This is a genomic window from Shimia sp. NS0008-38b, assembly GCF_040370365.1.
Lineage (GTDB): Bacteria > Pseudomonadota > Alphaproteobacteria > Rhodobacterales > Rhodobacteraceae > Shimia.
The window spans coordinates 22,982-41,310 of sequence record NZ_BAABWQ010000003.1 but is presented as its reverse complement, the minus strand read 5'-3'; the positions used below and the strand labels follow the sequence as shown (position 1 = coordinate 41,310).

The window sequence follows — 18,329 nt, the reverse complement described above, 5'->3', positions numbered from 1 at the left end:
CTGCGCTCGTCAGTCCTGCATTGCCTTTTTGAGGAAATCCAAGAAGGGCCCTATGAGGTAGTCGCCAAACGTGATGGTGCGCCCAGAGAACACAAGACTCACAGGCATGTCGGTGGACAGAGATCCATGCTCGCCAAGTTGTGCCAACAGGTCAGCATAATCGGCTGGATCAATTTGCGACACGCCATCATAGCCCACAATGTCCCCTTCGGGATTGCGCCGTGCTTCGGGGGACAACGATTGAATGGTGACATTGACCCGCGGATGGTCGCGCTGTGACAACGCCGTCACCGTCAAGTGCCCGCGCATACCGACACGCAGTTGGTCTATGCTTTGCGGGCTGGTGACAAATGACACATGATGACGTCCCTCTGGACGGGCCAATGTCAGCACTGTTTCGCCGCGCGGGATGATCATGGTTTTGGTGTCAAATGGCAAAGCGGCGATCACCCCTGCGTCCGGAGCCCGCACCTCCGCATGTGCCACAAGCGCTTCGAGCCGCAAAATCTGAAGTTGCAGCTTGGGGATGGTCTCACCCAACTGCGCCAACCGATCCAGCAGACCTTGTCGAAACTCAAGCTGCTCGCGGGTGATCTGCATTTCCGCCTGCGCAGCTTGGCTGCGCAAAGAAACAAGCTCAGAGTGCACACGCTGTAACGCTGCCTCCAGCTCCAGAATATCTTCTGCCAGCGCGTCGGCGTCAGCGGCGCGAAAGGCCCCTCGTGCCAACAGACCAGCATAACGTGTGTGACGGTCCTTCATGGAGGCCAACTGCTGTCTGCGTCGCACCGCGCTTTGCTCAAGACTTTGGGTCCGCAATTCCAAAGAGGCCTGCAAATCGCTGCTCATATTGGCCCGCAACTGCATGGCGGCCTGCATATTGCGCAACCGTCGAACCGCCAGATCTGCACCGGGTGCGGTTTCTGGCCCCTGTCCTTCGGAGGGCAGCTGATCGCGCAAAGCCGCCCGTAAAGCTGCGCGTTCCTCGGTGAGTGGGGCCAAGGTGGCATGCAACGTTGCCAATTCTTCGCGCTCCTGTGCCACATCTAAAAGCAACAACCGCTGTCCGGCGGCCACGTGTTCATGCTCTTTGACAAACACCTCTGCAATCTTGCCGCCAAAGGCGTGTTGCACATCATAGCTCGGCCTTGCTGCGTTCAGATGCCCAAGGGTCGGAATGGAGGTCGCCAGAGGCACGGTTGCCGCCCAAACCACAAAACCCAGCAGCGCGACCGCTACAATCCCAAATCCAACATACAATGGGTGGAGCAAATGTGGCGGAAGACCCGGGCTGCTGCCGTTAAGCGCAAAGGACGTATCAACAGCACTCAATGTCTTGCCATCCCGTGTAAGGCCACCGGCCGCATGGACACCGCAGCACGGTAGACGGCCTGACCATCGATATTGGCGATATCAAACGTGTCGCTCATTTGTGAAATCACAGCGAGTGCCGCTTCATCGGTTGGTAATTTCCCCATATCGGTGTCCGGATGATGCAGCAGCTGGCTGATGCGTTCCATTTTGGCCTGCGCTGCAGTCTCGCCTGTTTCAGACACGGTCAATTCGCAGCTTTGTTCTGAAAGGAAGCGAAACACAAAACTTGCGCGGCGTGGCACGTCTGGCTTTCCACTGGCGCGCGTTAGATTAAAGAGCTCCGTCGCAATCAGTTCGGTGCGGTTTGACAATTCCGCATCGTTGCCACGGGTGAATTGAGCCCCAACCCAATCCACCAAATCCTGCAAGCTGTCCGGTTGCAGTGGCAATTCCACGCGCCTGCGGCCGCCACTCATGCGGCCCAGCACTTCTGAGCGGGGGCCAAAATCGGCGATACGGCCGTTGTCCAACGCCAAAACACGATCCGCCAGACCCATGAGCCCGGATCGGTGAATGACCATAAAAATTGTCGTACCTTGCTTTTTTAGCCGGGCCAGAACCGCGCAGAGTTGACGCTCGCCCGCCGCGTCCAAAAGCGCGTTGGGCTCGTCCAAGAACAGATACCTCGGGGCGTGAAAGATCGCGCGGGCAAGCGCGACGCGTTGTTTCTGTCCTGCGGAAAGAATATGTGGGCAGGCCCCAATGTCGGTATCGTAGGAGTGCGGAAGTGCAGAAATCAATCCATGCACCCCGGCGGTTTTTGCGGCAGCGATCACCTGCTTGTCTTGCGCCCCCGCCGCAAAGCCAGAAATATTGGCCGCAAGGGTGCCATGATACAGCTGCGCCTGTTGTGGCAAATAGCCAATATGCGCGGTTTGGCAGCTTTCCGGCAAAGTGGTCACTTCCGTGTCTTCCAACCATACCGTCCCAATCGGGCAGGGGGCCACACCGCTTATGGCTTCCAGCAAAGTGGTTTTTCCGCAGCCAGAGGCGCCCACAATCGCGGTGCAACTGCCTGCCGGCACCGCAAAACTGATGCGTTCAAGTCGCGGGGGTGCCCCTCCCGGGCGTGGAAAAATCAATCCTTCACACCGCAACGCACCAGACAAAGACGCTATGCCCGTGCCCTCTGTTGGGGCCGCGGGCAGCGCATTCAGTTGTGCCAACGCGCCGCGCACCCGATGCATGTCGGGCCACGCGTTGACCACAGTTTCAAAGCTGGTCACGGATTTGGTCAGGATCAAGCTGGCCGCAATCATGCCTCCGGCACTCAACAGGTCGTGGACCACCAGAGCGGCGCCGAGGCTGAGCCCCAAGAGCTGTGTCAAACTGCGCAGGAAATTGACAAATGTCGCCCCACCAACCGAGATTGGCGTGATCCTATCTTCGATAAGGCCTCTGTGATGCATCGCTGCGGTGAGGCGGTCAAGCAGGTTGCGCGAGAGGCTGGCAAGGCCAGCAGTGGCGGCCAGACTTTGCGCGTCACTCAAAGCCCCGGTCTCTGCGGCCTGTGCGTTTTGCATGTCCAGCTCATGGGCGGATACCATGGCCGAAGCGATCAATCTGGCAGCTGTGCTGAGGCAGATCAGGCCGCATGCAAGCGCCACAAACCATGGATGGATCAGCCAGAGCACCAAGAAAAACATCGGCAGCCATGGCAGGCTCAATGCGGCCGCGCCGGTTACACCGTTCAGCGCCGCTTTCACCGTTGCGAGTTTGGTGAGCAGTGCCTGATGTTTTTGCGGTGGCGCGCGCAAAATGGCGGGTAAGAGTGTCCGTTCTGTCCAGCGCGCGGAATATTGAAAGCTGAGATCGCGTAAGCCATCTACGCTTGCCTGCACCAACAAAGCCGTTGATGCCACTGCCAAAAGCAAGATCAACGTATGCAGGTTGCCGGTGGGCAGCACCCGGTCAAGCACTTGCATCATGAAAATCGGACTGATGAGAACGGCGAGATTGGACACTGCGCTCAACGCGAGCAGCGGTGGTCCCAACCGCTTTAGTTGTGACAAAGGGGCCTGCATCACATGCCGCTCACAGTAGGAAGTTGCTTTCATTTAGGTCGTCAGGATCAACCGACTTCAGGACCAGTCGATCATTGCTCTCGCCGCCGGTCAAAGCCGACAGATCAATAACAGTGGCCCATCCTTGATCCTGGATGTGGGCCTGTAGATCCTCGTAGGTGATGCCATAGCTTGAGAGGTCCAGGACATCGTGATTGACCTCAAAATCGTGGATCATATCTCGGCCCCCACCGGCCTGTGCGACAAAGGTGTCAGCATCGCCGTCTTGCCACCAGTTGCCGCCCCAAAGATGGTCGTTCCCGCTTCCCCCTTCCAATGTGTCACTGCCCGCGCCGCCCACGAGTTTGTCCGCACCAGCGCCCCCCGCAAGCGCGTCGTTGCCTGCGCCGCCATGAATGTAATCCCTACCTGTGCCACCGCTGGCGGTGTCGTCACCGTCCCCGGTGGTGATACGGTCATCGCCTGCGCCTCCGGTTGCGGCGTCATGGCCCGTGCCGCCCATGATGCGATCGTCGCCCGCGTCCCCGTGCAACACATCGTCGTTGGCGCCGCCATGCAGCGTGTCGTTGCCGCCGCCGCCGTGCATGGTGTCGTCACCTTGTCCGCCGCGCAGATCGTCGTTGCCGCCGTCTGCGCCGCTGACACTGGCGTCTCGCAGAAGGATGGTCGCGTTGGGATCTACCGGCGCAAATGGGTCGGGCGCGCGCGGATCCACTGCGCCATCGTTGCTGCCCGTACTTTGGGCCTCTGCCATAAACTCGGAGTAGGCTGTGCCTGCTGTCCAATCCATCTCAACGCGATAGATGGCGCCTGAGGCGTCGCTGTTGCCGTCCAGATCGTGGTCGCCGCGGTTGAGCCCGAAGTAGAGGTTGCCTTCTCCGTCCAGAAAGACCGCGCCATAGGCGCCGCGTGGCATTCCAGCGGTCATCTCATCCTCATAAAGCGTGCCGGTGATGGGGATTGAGCTGATTTCCGGGGCACCACCTGCCGGTACATCGGACAGATCGATGCGATGCACAGCCCCCGCTTCGCCGTTGCGACCCGGAGATTCCACTGCGTAAAACACGTCTTCTGTTGCGTTGTAAGCCACGTCATAGCTGCGCCCATGGAACAGATCGTTTGGCAAATCGTAGTGCACCGCCACAGGGTTTCCGTTGTCATCCAAAGCGTTGACGTCAATTTTGGTGACACGATTGAGACTGCTTTGGAATGTCCATAGGTTGCCGTCACTGTCAAAGTCGCCGACATAGTCGGCCACAGGCGTCTCGCCGACGCGATAGGCATTGCCTTCGGCATCCACCATCACCAAATCGCGCACAGACACGGGGTTGCCCAGAGCATCCACACCGTTGGCCTTAGCGATGCCGTAGATCAGATCGTCTTCGGTGTTAAATCCAATCGCATTGATCCGCAGCCCCGTTGGTTCTCCGGCCACCTCATATTGTTCGGTCTCAGGATCAAACACATTGAGCTGGCCATCGATCATCTGAAAGAGTTTGGATTGGCCCGGGGCAAAGGCGGCGACCTCGACTATGTCATCGCCCAGGGTCACCTCAGCCTGATACGAATAGATCGGGCCGTCCATGTTGATGTCTGGCCCGGCGTTGACACTGCTCTCAGGTGGGTGAACTTCGCGCAGCGTCAGCCCCCCCGCATCGCCGGTGCCCGTGACGTCAAAACTGTGGGTCTCAAACACGCCTGAGGAGGCTTCCACCGTGCCAATAACCGCACCATTCCAAAGCACTTCGACACAGCCCAATTGCGCGCCCCCTGCAAGGTTGGCTGCCAATTCAAAGCTGATGGTGTAGGTTTCTCCGGCTTGCGTGGCCACCTGCTGGCTGAGCGATGTCTGCCCGCCGACATTGGCCATTTGCCATGTTCCAGCAGCGCCCAGTTGGCCCAACGTGGCTGCGCCACCACTGGTACCGGACAACAGATTTCCACCTTCCAGATCACCATGCACCAAGTCATCGCCGTCTCCGGCGTTGATTGTATCCGCCCCCATGCCCCCCACGGCTTGGTCGTGGCCATCTTCTAAATTTAACACATCGTCGCCGTCGCCGCCGTCCACCGTGTCATTGCCGGTGCCTGCGTTCACCGTGTCATGGCCTGCGCCGGAGGAGAGCAAGTCCTCTCCTCCATTGCCCAGGACCACATCATCACCCGCACCTGTCGAAATCACATCGTTGTAGCTGCGGTCAGCCGCGTCTCCGTTAGAGACAATGGCGCTTGGGTCATAAACCCATCGCCCATCGACAAAGACCCATTCGTTGCCGACCATGTCGCCCGCGACAAGGTCATTGCCGTCACCCGATTGTAGTGTGTCGTCTCCGGCGTGGCCGTTGAGGCTGTCAACGCCGTCGCCTGTTACTATGGAGTCATCGCCTGTTGTACCCACAACACGGGTTACGGGCGCTTGCGGCTCGTTCTCTGGCATACCAAAACACTCATTACCAATACACAAGGAACATTGTGCGAACAAAATGCTAAGGAAAGGTAAATGCGCTCAGAGTAGAGGATGTTGTAAACGGAGTTGAGGCCGAACTGTCACGGTCGGTGTCACCGAACCGCTTCTATCGGCCCATCAGCAGACCCCGCGATGAACTGGGTCAAATACGGATCCCCACTTGCGTCCATCTGCGCCACAGGACCAGTCCACTGGATCACCCCACCATGCAACATGGCCACGTTATCAGCAATCGCGCGCACTGAGCTCATGTCGTGGGTGATGGTCATCGCGGTGGCACCCATTTCCACAACAATCTCGCGGATCAAATCATTGATCACGCCAGACATAATCGGATCAAGGCCTGTGGTCGGCTCGTCAAAGAAGATGATTTCTGGCTCTGCCGCAATGGCGCGCGCAAGTCCCACACGTTTCTGCATGCCACCTGAAAGCTCGGACGGGAACAAATCTGCGACATCCGGGGTCAATCCAACACGGCGCAACTTTTCAATGGCGATCTCGCGGGCTTCGTCTTTGGGACGTTTCAGGCGGCCGCGCAGCAGGCGAAACGCCACGTTTTGCCAGACTGCCATGCTGTCAAACAACGCACCACCTTGAAACAACATACCAAACCGGGCCAGAAACGCATCGCGGTCGCCCTGTGTGGCGCTTTGCCCACCCACAGTGATCTGCCCGCTGTCCGGCGTGATCAATCCCAGCACCGATTTGAGCATCACGGACTTCCCGGTGCCAGAGCCGCCAATGATCACCATCGAACTGCCTTTGGTGATCTCCAGATTCACCCCTTGCAGCACGTGTTTAGGGCCAAAGCTTTTATGGACGTTGTCAAACTGGATCATGACGAGAAAAACATGCTGGTGAGGAGAAAGTTAGCGGCCAAGATGAGCACGGCGGCAGCTTGAACGGAACTTTTGGTCGCTTGACCCACGCCCTGGGCACCGCGCCCTGAATTCATGCCATAGTAGCAGCCCATCACAGCGGCAATCCCGCCAAACACAGCACCTTTCGCAAGGCTGGAAACAATGTCGTTGAGCTGCAGGAAGTCGGCGGTGTTGCGAATATAGGTGGCGGGATTGAAACCAAGGTTTTCGGTGGCCACCAAAAAGCCGCCATAGATGCCGATGATATCTCCGATGCCGACCAAGGCAGGCACCACCAGAACCGCTGCCAACACACGTGGGGCTGCGAGATATTTCATCGGATGGGTCGAGAGTGTGACCAATGCATCAATTTGTTCGGTGACTTTCATCGTGGCAATTTCTGCCGCAATGGAGCTGGTGACCCGCGCGGCGACCATCAGACCAACCAGAACCGGGCCCAGCTCGCGGACCATGCCGATGGCCACGATCTGCGGCACCACGCTTTCCACAGAGAAGCGCGACGAGCCGTCATAAATCTGAAGCGCCAGCGCGCCACCTGTGAATATCGCGGTCATGCCCACCACCGGCAAGCTCAGCCAGCCGATGTTGAACAGTGCGCTTAGAAACTCGCGACCATAAAACGGTGGGCGAAAGATATGGCTGATTGCACCCCAAACAAACACAGCAACGTCGCCCAGCATGCTGAGCAGGGCCAACACGTTGCGGCCAATGGCGTTGAGCGGCGCAAGCAGGGCGGTCATGTTGATTTATAACGGCGCTGATAGCGCTGCCCCATGGACGTTAGAATTTCATAGCCAATGGTGCCGGCTGCGTCCGCCAAGGTGTCCACCGATTGGTGCAGTCCCAGCAATTCTACTTCGCGGGGTGGCTCAGCCATATCGGTCACATCCACGGCAATCAAATCCATGGAGATGCGGCCAATCATCGGGCAGCGATCTTCGCCAGAGAACGTATCCACCCGGCCGCCCATGGCGCGAAGGATGCCGTCAGCATACCCGGCGGCGATGGTGGCAACTTTGCTGTCGCGCGTCGCGATCCAACTGTTGCCGTACCCAACGCTTTCGCCCTCGGCCACATCGCGCACCTGAATGATTGGGATGCGCAGATTTACCACCGGGCTCGCATCCACAAACGGCATCCCGCCGTAAAGCCCCACGCCGGGGCGTGTCAGATCGAAGTGATAGTCGCTGCCCAAAAGAATACCGCCTGTCGCAGACAGAGAGCGCGGCACGTTCAGGCCGTCGGTCATCTCCTTGAACTCAGCCAACTGATGCGGGTTCATCGGATGCTCCGGGTCATCAGCACAGGCCAGATGGGACATCAGCAAAGTTGGGCCTTGTTGCAGCACAAGATCCCGAACCGCAGACCACTCTGCAGGTTCAAGGCCGAGTCGGTTCATACCTGTGTCCAGCTGAACGCCAAATGGATGGGCTGGCAGTGCCTCAACATGGCGTACAATCTGATCCACCGAGTTCAACATCGGGGTCAGGCCCATGTCGCTGATCATATCTGTATCACCGCGCATGTGGCCGCCAAAGATATTGATCTCAGGGTCTGGACCTACGGACTGTCGCAGAGCGGCACCTTCTTCGGCGGCGGCGACAAAAAACTGGGTCACCCCCGCACGCATCAAGGCGCGCGTAACCCGGTCCGCGCCAAGCCCGTAACCGTCAGCCTTTACCACAGCAGCAGTGGCACAGTCTGTTTGTGCATTCAAAGCCCGCCAATTGCTGATCAGGGCGTCGAGGTCGATTGTCAAAATTCCAGTAGCCATGACGGTGTTTGTTGACCTCTGGCGGGGCAAGGTCAAGGCCTAAGAAGCGTCCATTCTCCCCGTTGCAGCGTACGGTGCTGTCACGAAAGGCTTTGGCGTCCGCTTGTGCGCTGGGCACCTCCGCAAAACAGTCGCAATACTGACGCGATACCGATGACGCAAAAAGCCCTCCGAGAGCCGTTAACACATCGATTCGCTGAGCGCTTAGTAACCGTCGTCGCCACCTTGCTGCCAAGGTTGAATAAGGTTGCCAAACCGTGTGAACTGCCCCTCAAACGAGAGCTCCACGGTGCCGATCGGGCCGTGACGCTGCTTGCCCAAGATCACCTCAGCTTTGCCATGCAACCGTTCCATACGCTCCTGCCAAGCTGCCATTTCGTCCAGCCGCTCATCAGAGGGTTTTTCGCGCTCAACATAGTATTCTTCACGGAACACAAACATCACCACGTCGGCATCTTGCTCAATCGAACCAGATTCCCGCAAGTCACTGAGTTGTGGACGTTTATCGTCGCGGCTTTCGACAGTACGTGACAGCTGAGATAGGCCAATCACCGGAATGTTAAGCTCTTTTGCGATGGCTTTCATACCCATGGAGATTTCACCAATCTCCTGCACACGGTTGTCGGCGGTACCACGGCACAGCTGCAAATAGTCGATGATCAGCAGATCAAGCCCGTGGGTTCGTTTCAAACGCCGCGCCCGTGCTGCCAGCTGCGCAATTGGCAGAGCAGGGGTGTCGTCAATGAACAGCGGGCAGGCCTCAAGGTCTTTGGCCGCCTGCACAAACCGGCGGAATTCTTCCTCGGTCATGTCACCCTTACGGATCTGTTCAGACGGGATCTCCGCCGCTTCAGAAAGGATACGCGCCGCCAGCTGTTCGGCAGACATCTCAAGACTACAAAAGGCCACCACGCCGCCTTCAACAGCGCCCTCACTACCGTCGGGTTTTATGCCTTTTTTATAAGCCTTTGCCACGTTAAACGCGACGTTTGTTGCCAGCGAAGTTTTGCCCATTGAAGGGCGTCCAGCTAGGATCAAGAGGTCCGAAGGATGCAGTCCGCCAAGCTTCTTATCAAGGTCGATCAAACCGGTGGAAATTCCGGCCAAACCACCTTCGCGTTGATAGGCTGCATTGGCGGTGTTCACCGCCTCGGTCACAGCCTTCAGAAAGCTCACATAACCGCGTTCAGCGGAGCCTTGCTCCGACAGTTTGTAGAGCGCCTGTTCAGCTTCAACGATTTGTTCTTTGGGTTCTAGCTTTACATCAGCCTTCTTGGCTTTGGTTGCGATGTTGTTGCCAAGTTCGATCAACTCACGGCGCATTGCCATGTCGTAGATCATTTGGGCGTAATCCGCTGCGGCAAAAGAAGAAATTGCCGCTCCGGCCAGACGCACAAGATAGGCAGGGCCACCAAGTTCGATCAGACCTGCATCATCTTCCAGAAAGGCTTTAAGCGTGACTGGGGAGGCCAGATTGTTCTTGGCGATCCGTGCCGCAGCAATCTCATAGATGCGGGCGTGCACGGGCTCATAGAAGTGTTTTGAGGTGATGATCGACGCGACTTTGTCAAAAATGTCGTTGTTGGTCAGGATCGCGCCCAAAAGCTGCTGTTCGGCTTCGAGGGAATGCGGCACGGGATTGGCGTTCGCTGCTTCCGTTTCGTTCGAATTGATGCTCGAAATTTCGTTCATGTCTTACCCCAAAGTCCCCGTGGCGACGGTTCTAGCAACCGTGTTTTGGACGAGCAAATTGTATGTTTTTGTGGATCGTCTGTGGATAACTCCTGCCATACTTGATTGTGTCATCTTCTCGTATGGCAGGTCAATATCTAGTGGCAAAGAGCAAGAAATCCGCGATTTCTTGCTGCCGCGGAGGTCCGATGACTGCGCTGAAATCAGCCGTTACTGCGGGACTCTTGCCATGCGCGCGGATCTTTTAGAAAGCTCTCCACCTCCGTCAGCGTGCTTTCAGAAAACAGACCCTGCGTCTTTGCTTCGGCCAGCACATCCCACCATGTACACAGATAGTGAAGTGCGACGCCATGATCACCCAGTGTCTTCTCGGTTTCCGGGAAGATGTCATAGTAAAAGATCACCGCTGTGTCGCCACAGGTCGCGCCAGTCTCGCGGATCGCATCGACAAACGACAGCTTAGAGCCGCCATCTGTGGTCAAATCCTCCACCAGAAGCACCCGCTCGCCTTCACGCATCGCCCCTTCTATGCGTGCATTCTTGCCATAGCCTTTGGGTTTTTTGCGCACATATGTCATCGGCAATGCCATGCGCTCTGCCACCAAGGCCGCAAAGGGAATGCCTGCGGTCTCGCCACCAGCGATATTGTCAAACGCTTCAAACCCGGCGTCGCGCATGACTGTGACAGTCATAAAATCCATCAAAGTGGCGCGGATGCGTGGAAACGAAATCAGCTTACGACAGTCGATATAGCTGGGGCTCGGTAGGCCTGATGCCAGTGTGTAGGGTTCATCCGTGTTGAAATTCACCGCGCCAATTTCCAACAGCATACGAGCGGTCAGGCGAGCGATTTCTTCTTTTGGCGGGAAGGCGGTGGGGATCATTTTCGTTTCCTTTGACAGCTGTTGGACTTACTCGGCGACGGTCCAGAACACGTCGTAGCCGGGGGAAAAGACAGTGACAGGCCCTTGAGGGCTTTCGATTTTGTCTGGAAAGGCCGTGGCTTGCTGGTTTTTAACCAAAGTGAGTGTGTCTTGGTTCACTGGCAAACCATAGAACCCCGGCCCGTTGCGGCTTGCAAAACTTTCCAGGTGGTCAAGTGCGCCTTCTTCTTCAAAAACATGCGCAAGAAGCGGCATTGTATTGGTCGCTGTAAAGCAGCCGGCGCAACCGCAGGCGCTTTCTTTGTCACCATCCAGATGTGGCGCGCTGTCGGTTCCAAGGAAGAAGCGTGCATCACCAGATGTGGCTGCCGCGCGCAGCGCCAAACGATGTTCTTCTCGTTTGGCGACGGGCAAGCAGTAATAGTGTGGTTTGATCCCGCCCACCAAAATGTGGTTACGGTTGATGATCAGATGATGCGTGGTAATCGTTGCGCCCAAACCGTCCGCATTATCCTGTACATAGGCAACACCGTCTTGTGTTGTGATATGTTCCATAATGACTCGCAGCCCGGGAGTGGATTTGCGTATCGGGTCTAACACGCGATCTATAAACACTGCCTCACGATCAAAAATATCTACGTCATGGTCGGTGACTTCGCCATGGACACAGAGCGGCAGGCCAATTTCAGCCATTTTTTCAAGTGCGGCCCGCACATTTTTGAAGTTTGCAACGCCGCTTGCGGAGTTTGTTGTTGCGCCTGCGGGGTAGAGCTTCACCGCTTTGATGAGACCCGTGGCGTGCGCGGCGGCGATGTCTTCCGGATCGCTTTCCTCCGTGAGGTAGAGCGTCATCAAAGGCTCAAATGACATGCCCTCGGGCAAAGCCGCCATGATGCGGTCTTTATATGCCACCGCCTGCGCACCGGAAATCACCGGGGGCACCAAGTTTGGCATAATGATCGCGCGGCCAAAATGGCGGGCGGTTTCAGGCAGGACGGCTTGCAACATCGCGCCATCACGCAGGTGCAGGTGCCAGTCATCAGGGCGGGCAATTGTCAGGCTTTGGGTCATAAATGCGGCTTACACAAAGCACGGTGGGCTGGCTAGTCTTTGAATGGAATTGTGGGCCAAATTGGCCAAATTTAGCTGGCCAGACGCCCTTGATCTGCGGCCTGAACCAGACCGTTGAGATGCCGCAGGAACCTTGGCTCACGCAGGCGCCTGGCGACGTTGGCGCACAAGAGAGCAGACACAAACGGCCGCCGCTTGCGATTGACCGCATCCAGCAACCGATTGAGATAAGGTGAATGGCTGCGCCGCGCGCGGTAGAGCTTGTAGAAGGCGGTGCGGCTCAGAGTGCCTGCACCAGCTTTCACCAACACACGGTACAGAATCTGCATATCCAACAGATCGCGCTCGATGGTGTCTCCCAAATGTGGCGTTGGCAGCATCACTGTGTTTTCGCGCATGAACAAAGCGGCATGCATGGCGTCCTCATCCTGTTTGGGATCATAGACCAAAAAGGTGCGATCCGCCGATGTCGCCATATCTGGAGCGAAGCCGTAGCGCCCTTCAAAGCTGAGTTTGCGTGCTTGGGGGAACCGTCGATCCCAACTGGAAAGGCGCGGAGAAAGCGTCGCTTGGGGTTGCACCACAACCACTTGAGCATCCGGCGCTGCACTGGAAAACGCGGCCGCAGCATAGCCGCCTGAGCCCGCGCCATAAAATACAACCTCTTCAAACTCTTCGAAGAAATCATCTTCGATCAGCTGATCAAAATAGCTAAAGACGGCAGGATCACGAAACCAAGTTTCTCCATCGCTCAGGATGCAAAGATGAGACCATCCCAGTTCGCGCACCAATTCCCAGCCCAAAGGCTGGCCGGTGTCATCGCGTTTCTGGATCTCGTCGACGGTTTCAAATGTCACCAATAAGACCGGTTTGTCTTGTATCAAGCTGGCCCAATGTCGATCGCCCAACGGTTGGAAGGCGCCGTGGTGTTCCGCCACATGTTTCAGTTTGGAAAGCCAGGCAGCTTTAGGCAAACCCAGCATCGGAGTGTCAAACCCGTTGGGAGAATCGTGCATCTTCTTTCCTTACGCCCCGACGGGCCAATCGAAATGGCCCGATACGTTTTTGTTATGCAACGAGCTAATTTCTATTTGCGGCGAAAGTTGGGAGGTCTGCAAGATTTTCTACAACTTTTGTCCCGTCTCCGAGAGGTTGACGAGAACGAACCTGCTGTGCAGCTTGGACAGACCCAAACCCTAGCCATGTCATCAGCGAGGCCTCATGGACACCATTGCAAGCATAGATGAGGTTCAATCTCTTTTGGCGGCTGAAGGTTATGTTTGCGGCCGACCACTAGCGACAGTGGTGTTTTTGGCGCTGAAACTTGGGCGGCCGATTTTTCTGGAAGGCGAAGCTGGCGTAGGCAAGACCGAAATCGCCAAGGCGCTTTCTGCTGCTTTGGGCCGCAGTCTGATACGGTTGCAATGTTATGAAGGCCTTGATGCCTCAAGTGCCGTATACGAGTGGAATTTCGCGGCACAGATGGTGGCAATACGCACCGCAGAGGCCACTGGCAGCGCGGACCGTAGTGCTCTGCAAGAGGAACTGTTCGGACCGGACTATTTGGTGGAGCGCCCTCTACTCAAAGCGATGCGGCCAGATCCTGCCGGATCCCCGGTACTGTTGATCGATGAACTTGATCGGACCGACGAACCCTTTGAGGCTTTCTTGCTCGAAGCGTTAAGCGATTTTCAAGTCACTATTCCCGAAATTGGCACGATCAAAGCGCCTGAGCCACCTATTGTGATTGTTACTTCCAACCGCACACGTGAAGTACACGACGCTCTTAAGAGACGTTGCCTATATCACTGGGTTGAGTATCCTGATTTCCAGCGCGAACTGTCGATTTTGCAGTCTCGCGCGCCAGAGGTTGCTGCAAATCTGAGCCGCGAAGTTGTGGCGTTTGTCCAACGGTTGCGTACAGAAGATCTGTTCAAGAAACCTGGTGTTGCGGAAACCATAGACTGGGCCAAATGCCTTTTAGCGCTAGACGTGCTTACCCTAAGTCCTGAGGTGATTGCAGACACGCTGGGTGCTGTTCTCAAGTATCAGGACGACATCGCCAAGCTGCAAGGATCAGAAGCCAAGCGTTTGTTGGATGAGGCTCGCGCCACTTTGGAGCCCGCCTAGTGTCGCGCGCCTTGATACTTATCGTGCCAAGGATCGAGATGTGCTTCGCGGTAGACCGTTATGCCTGAGTTCCTGCCGCTTGAAATCCCTGACGCGCCCAAACTCACGCATAACATAATATGGTTTGCACGTGCTTTGCGCAAAGCAGGGCTTCCAATTGGACCTGGTCGTGTGATTGATGCCGTACGTGCTGTGGAGGTTGCGGGGTTTAGCAGCAAAGCTGACTTCTATTGGACTTTGCACGCTTGTTTTGTGTCTCGGCCTGAACATCGGACTGTGTTTGCGCAGGTATTTCGCTTGTATTGGCGCGACCCTCGGTTTCTTGAACACATGATGTCGATGATGCTGCCTGCTGTACGGGGTGTTCAGGAGGAGCGTGCAGGCCAAGCTGCGGAAAAACGCGCAGCAGAAGCCCTGCTTGATGGTGCCGATCAGGCCTTGCCAGAGGGGGGTGACCAAGAGGAGCAAGGTACGTCGATAGACATCGACGCCTCGATGACCATGTCGAACGAGGAAAAGTTGCGCACGTTAGACTTCGAGCAAATGAGCACTGATGAAATTGCGCAAGCTAAGCGCATGTTGGCGCGCCTTAAGCTGCCGGTTCAGCCAATTGTCTCACGTCGCACACGGCACGATCCGTCGGGCGCAGGTATCGATTGGCAAGCCACGATGCGGCAATCGATGCGGCAGGGGGGGGATCTGTCTGGTTTTGTGCGCAAGAGTCGCCGCCTCCGCTGGCCCAATCTTGTCGTGATCTGCGACATCTCCGGATCGATGAGCCAGTACAGCCGTATGGTGCTGCATTTTTTGCACGCTGTGGCCAATCAGAAAGGGGCAGGCTGGGCGAAGGTGTATGGGTTCACTTTCGGCACTCGGCTCACCAATATCTCACGCCATCTGGCAACCAAAGATGTCGACGCAGCTTTGGCAGCGGCGGGGGCGGAAGCGCAGGACTGGGAAGGTGGTACGCGTATTGGTGACTGCCTGCATAGCTTCAACCGGGATTGGTCTCGGCGTGTGATGGGACAAGGGGCGGTCGTGCTGTTGATTACAGATGGGTTGGATCGCGGCTCACCCGAAGATTTGGCCAAAGCGATGCAACGTCTCAATATGTCCTCTAGGCGGCTCATTTGGCTCAACCCTCTACTTCGTTGGGAGGGGTTTGCCGCCAAGGCACAGGGCATTCGTGCGATGCTACCTTATGTTGACAGGTTTCAGGCAGGACACTCCATCGCATCAATCGAAGCTTTGGCGGAGGCACTGGCGCGCCCCGACGAAGTTGGTGAGAAATCGCGACTTTTGCAGGATATCCAATGACCTACTGGGTCTTGCGGCAAGAGAGCCTACCGCAGTGGGGCTTGTCCTTGGGGTCGTATACACCCATGTTCTGGTGGCAATTGGGAGAGGCAAATGAACCAGTCACGTAACGGTGCGCCAGAATTGGCGCTACAATGGCACCGCGCTGGACGCGGCGCAGCTTTGGCCACCGTGGTGCAGACTTGGGGATCCGCTCCGCGTCGAGTTGGGGCTCAAATGGTTGTCTCTGGCGATGGTCAAATCGAGGGCTCCGTTTCCGGTGGCTGCGTCGAAGGTGCTGTGATGGTCGAGGCGATGGACGCACTTGAGACTGGCAAAGGGTCACTATTGGAGTTTGGCGTCTCAGACGGGGATGCGTTCGCCGTTGGTCTGGCCTGTGGCGGTACGATCAAGGTGCTTGTGGAACCTGTGGGTTCGGTGCTGCCAGAGTCCGTCTTGGAGGACTTGGTTTCTGCACGTGAAGCTCGGCAGCCCGTGGCCTATGTGGCTCACGTGGAAACCGGCGGCGGTGCTCTGATCTCCACCGGGTTTGAAGACCGGTTTAGGATGGACCGTTCCGGCGTCGAGGAAGACGGGCGATTTGTGGCGATCCACAATCCTCCCTTACGTTTGGTGCTGGTCGGAGCTGTTCACATTGCGCAGGCTTTGGTGCCCATGGCGCGCATCGCTGGTTTCGATCCGATCATTGTAGATCCCAGAGAGGCCTTCGGATCAGAGGCTCGCTTTCCGGGCGAAATCATTTTGGATGATTGGCCCGACGAGGCCATGGAGACAATTGGCTTGGACGCCCGGACGGCTCTCGTCTTGTTGAGCCATGATCCCAAGCTAGATGACCCAGCGTTGCAAATCGCCCTCGGTTCAAAGGCCTTTTATGTCGGCGCGCTGGGCAGTGCTCGCACACATGCCAAACGTCTCGATCGTTTGTCCGAAAAGGGTTTTCTGCCTGACCAGACGGCGCGTATCCATGGTCCAATTGGCTTGGACATTGGCGCCGCGGGACCGTCTGAAATTGCGGTGTCCATTATGGCAGAGATTCTTTCAGTGCTAAGGAAAGGCGCATGAAGTTTGGCACTGTTCCTCTTAGCGGCGCTGAGGGCGCGGTTTTGGCGCATTCTTTGGTGGCGGATCGTCGGATTCCCAAAGGGACTGTTTTGACGCGCGCGCATTTAGAAATGCTTGCTGCTGCGGGTTTTGACACAGTCACGGTCGCTTCACTTGAGGATGGCGATATTGACGAGAACCGCGCTGCAGCCCGTTTGGCGGATGCTGTCCTCAAAGGTGTGAAGGGCGTTCGTGCGACGGGTGCCGGGGCGGGGCGCGTAAACCTCTATGCGGACCATTGTGGAGTGGTGCGTATTGACTCGGATACAGTACACAAGATCAACGCGGTCGATCCTATGATCACGCTTGCAACTGTGTCCGATCACCATCGCGTTGATGCTGATGGGATGATCGCAACGATCAAAATCATCACCTACGCAGTCGCTGAAGATGCTTTAGAAAGCGCCTGTTCTGCTGCTGCGGCAGCGGTCCAATTGCGAAAACCGATCTACAAGACCGCAACGCTGATCGAAACAACGATTGGTACCACGCTCTCAGACAAAGGACGGCGCGCGATGGCGGGTAGGGTAGAACGTATGGGGATGGCACTAACGCCCCGTGTCTCAGTTCCGCATGAAATGGAGGCACTGGCTTCTTCTATCTCTCAGGCGACGGGTGAAGTGATTTTTGTGCTGACGGCGTCCGCAACATCGGATCCATTGGATGTCGCTCCGCAGGCGCTCCGCAAAGCAGGTGGTGTCGTGGAACGCTTCGGGATGCCCGTTGATCCAGGCAATCTTTTGTTTTTGGGGCGAGTGGGCGATCGCCCAGTAATTGGTTTGCCGGGTTGTGCCCGTTCACCTGCGCTGAATGGCGCGGATTGGGTGCTTGAAAGGGTGATCTGTGGTTTAGACGTCAGCCATGACGATATTTCCGCCATGGGGGTAGGGGGGCTTTTGAAGGAAATTCCTACCCGCCCCATGCCGCGCGAGAAAGGCGTGTAAGCAGTGTGTTTTTGTGTGCCGCATACGCAGCTACGACCAATGTCTACGACCGGTGTCATGAAACATCACAAAAAGCGCCTTCTCAATTTAGGATGCGGCTGCTTTACTCTTCGACAATGACATAAGCAATTTCGGGAGGAGCCAATGTCACAGGTCACCATGACCGTGAACGGCAAGGAAATGTCTGGAGATGCCGAAGGACGCACCTTGCTCAGTCAATTCTTACGTGAAACCCTTGGGTTAACTGGAACCCATGTTGGTTGCGATACGAGCCAGTGTGGTGCGTGTGTCGTGCATGTGGACGGCGTTGCCGTGAAGGCTTGCACGATGCTGGCCATGGAAGCTGACGGATCGGACGTTGCAACCATTGAGGGGCAAGCGGCCGTCGACGGCACGCTAAATGCACTTCAGCAAGCCTTTCAAGATCACCATGGTCTTCAGTGCGGTTTCTGCACGCCCGGTATGATCATGTCCGCCGCAGATCTCTTGAAGAACAACCCGCAGCCAACAGAGGCGGAGGTGCGTCACCATCTTGAGGGCAATATTTGCCGCTGCACCGGCTACCACAACATCGTTAAGGCGATTCTTGCGGCGAGCGGGCAAGACGTGAGCAGCATCGCTGCCGAATAGAGTAGATGCCCGCGCAAGAGGAGGCGCGGACATTTGTACT

General features: G+C 56.7%; 15 protein-coding genes. 5 read left to right on the top strand and 10 right to left on the bottom strand.

The window, feature by feature from the left end; genetic code table 11:
• Positions 1-9 precede the first annotated feature (9 nt).
• The 10 genes from ABWV47_RS12170 to ABWV47_RS12125 all read right to left on the bottom strand — a co-directional run bounded on the left by ABWV47_RS12170 (position 10) and on the right by ABWV47_RS12125 (position 13,183).
• Complete coding sequence (locus ABWV47_RS12170; protein ID WP_353312174.1) at positions 10-1,332, bottom strand: HlyD family secretion protein; 1,323 nt, start codon at positions 1,330-1,332, stop codon at positions 10-12.
• Complete coding sequence (locus ABWV47_RS12165; protein ID WP_353312172.1) at positions 1,329-3,431, bottom strand: ATP-binding cassette domain-containing protein; 2,103 nt, start codon at positions 3,429-3,431, stop codon at positions 1,329-1,331. The genes ABWV47_RS12170 and ABWV47_RS12165 overlap by 4 nt, the downstream gene beginning before the upstream one ends.
• The gene (locus ABWV47_RS12160; protein ID WP_353312170.1) at positions 3,409-5,835 is read right to left on the bottom strand and encodes a calcium-binding protein; all 2,427 of its coding nucleotides are present in this window, start codon (positions 5,833-5,835) and stop codon (positions 3,409-3,411) included. The genes ABWV47_RS12165 and ABWV47_RS12160 overlap by 23 nt, the downstream gene beginning before the upstream one ends.
• A gap of 122 nt (positions 5,836-5,957) precedes the next feature.
• On the bottom strand, positions 5,958-6,704 hold the full coding sequence (locus ABWV47_RS12155; RefSeq protein ID WP_353312168.1) for an ABC transporter ATP-binding protein: 747 nt from the start codon (positions 6,702-6,704) through the stop codon (positions 5,958-5,960).
• Positions 6,701-7,486, bottom strand: coding sequence for an MlaE family ABC transporter permease (locus tag ABWV47_RS12150; RefSeq protein ID WP_353312166.1), 786 nt, complete (start codon positions 7,484-7,486; stop codon positions 6,701-6,703). Before ABWV47_RS12150 ends, ABWV47_RS12155 begins: the two co-directional genes overlap by 4 nt.
• Positions 7,483-8,520 (bottom strand): alanine racemase, encoded by a 1,038-nt coding sequence (gene alr, locus ABWV47_RS12145; RefSeq protein WP_353312164.1) that lies wholly within the window; start codon positions 8,518-8,520, stop codon positions 7,483-7,485. The genes ABWV47_RS12150 and alr overlap by 4 nt, the downstream gene beginning before the upstream one ends.
• Before the next feature lie 204 nt (positions 8,521-8,724).
• A complete protein-coding gene (locus tag ABWV47_RS12140) occupies positions 8,725-10,212 on the bottom strand; it encodes a replicative DNA helicase (RefSeq protein ID WP_353312162.1) in 1,488 nt (495 codons plus the stop codon).
• 203 nt (positions 10,213-10,415) lie between these two features.
• The gene (locus ABWV47_RS12135; protein WP_353312160.1) at positions 10,416-11,096 is read right to left on the bottom strand and encodes an orotate phosphoribosyltransferase; all 681 of its coding nucleotides are present in this window, start codon (positions 11,094-11,096) and stop codon (positions 10,416-10,418) included.
• Positions 11,097-11,123: 27 nt separating this feature from the next.
• Positions 11,124-12,167, bottom strand: a complete 1,044-nt coding sequence (gene pyrC, locus ABWV47_RS12130) for a dihydroorotase (protein ID WP_353312158.1) — start codon at positions 12,165-12,167, stop codon at positions 11,124-11,126.
• Positions 12,168-12,238: 71 nt separating this feature from the next.
• Positions 12,239-13,183 (bottom strand): phosphoadenosine phosphosulfate reductase, encoded by a 945-nt coding sequence (locus ABWV47_RS12125; RefSeq protein WP_353312156.1) that lies wholly within the window; start codon positions 13,181-13,183, stop codon positions 12,239-12,241.
• Between the two features lie 205 nt (positions 13,184-13,388).
• Between ABWV47_RS12125 and ABWV47_RS12120 the strand changes: the two genes are divergently transcribed.
• The 5 genes from ABWV47_RS12120 (at position 13,389) to ABWV47_RS12100 (ending at position 18,289) form a co-directional block, all read left to right on the top strand.
• Positions 13,389-14,297 carry an AAA family ATPase gene (locus ABWV47_RS12120; RefSeq protein ID WP_353312155.1) on the top strand — a complete coding sequence of 303 codons (909 nt, stop codon included), beginning with the start codon at positions 13,389-13,391 and terminating at the stop codon, positions 14,295-14,297.
• 60 nt (positions 14,298-14,357) lie between these two features.
• Positions 14,358-15,614 carry a vWA domain-containing protein gene (locus ABWV47_RS12115; RefSeq protein ID WP_353312153.1) on the top strand — a complete coding sequence of 419 codons (1,257 nt, stop codon included), beginning with the start codon at positions 14,358-14,360 and terminating at the stop codon, positions 15,612-15,614.
• A 93-nt stretch (positions 15,615-15,707) separates the two neighbouring features.
• Entirely contained in the window at positions 15,708-16,676 is a 969-nt protein-coding gene (locus tag ABWV47_RS12110) for an XdhC family protein (RefSeq protein WP_353312151.1), read from the top strand.
• Entirely contained in the window at positions 16,673-17,659 is a 987-nt protein-coding gene (locus ABWV47_RS12105; protein WP_353312149.1) for a molybdopterin-binding protein, read from the top strand. Before ABWV47_RS12110 ends, ABWV47_RS12105 begins: the two co-directional genes overlap by 4 nt.
• A 144-nt stretch (positions 17,660-17,803) precedes the next feature.
• The gene (locus ABWV47_RS12100) at positions 17,804-18,289 is read left to right on the top strand and encodes a (2Fe-2S)-binding protein (protein ID WP_353312147.1); all 486 of its coding nucleotides are present in this window, start codon (positions 17,804-17,806) and stop codon (positions 18,287-18,289) included.
• Positions 18,290-18,329: the final 40 nt, after the last annotated feature.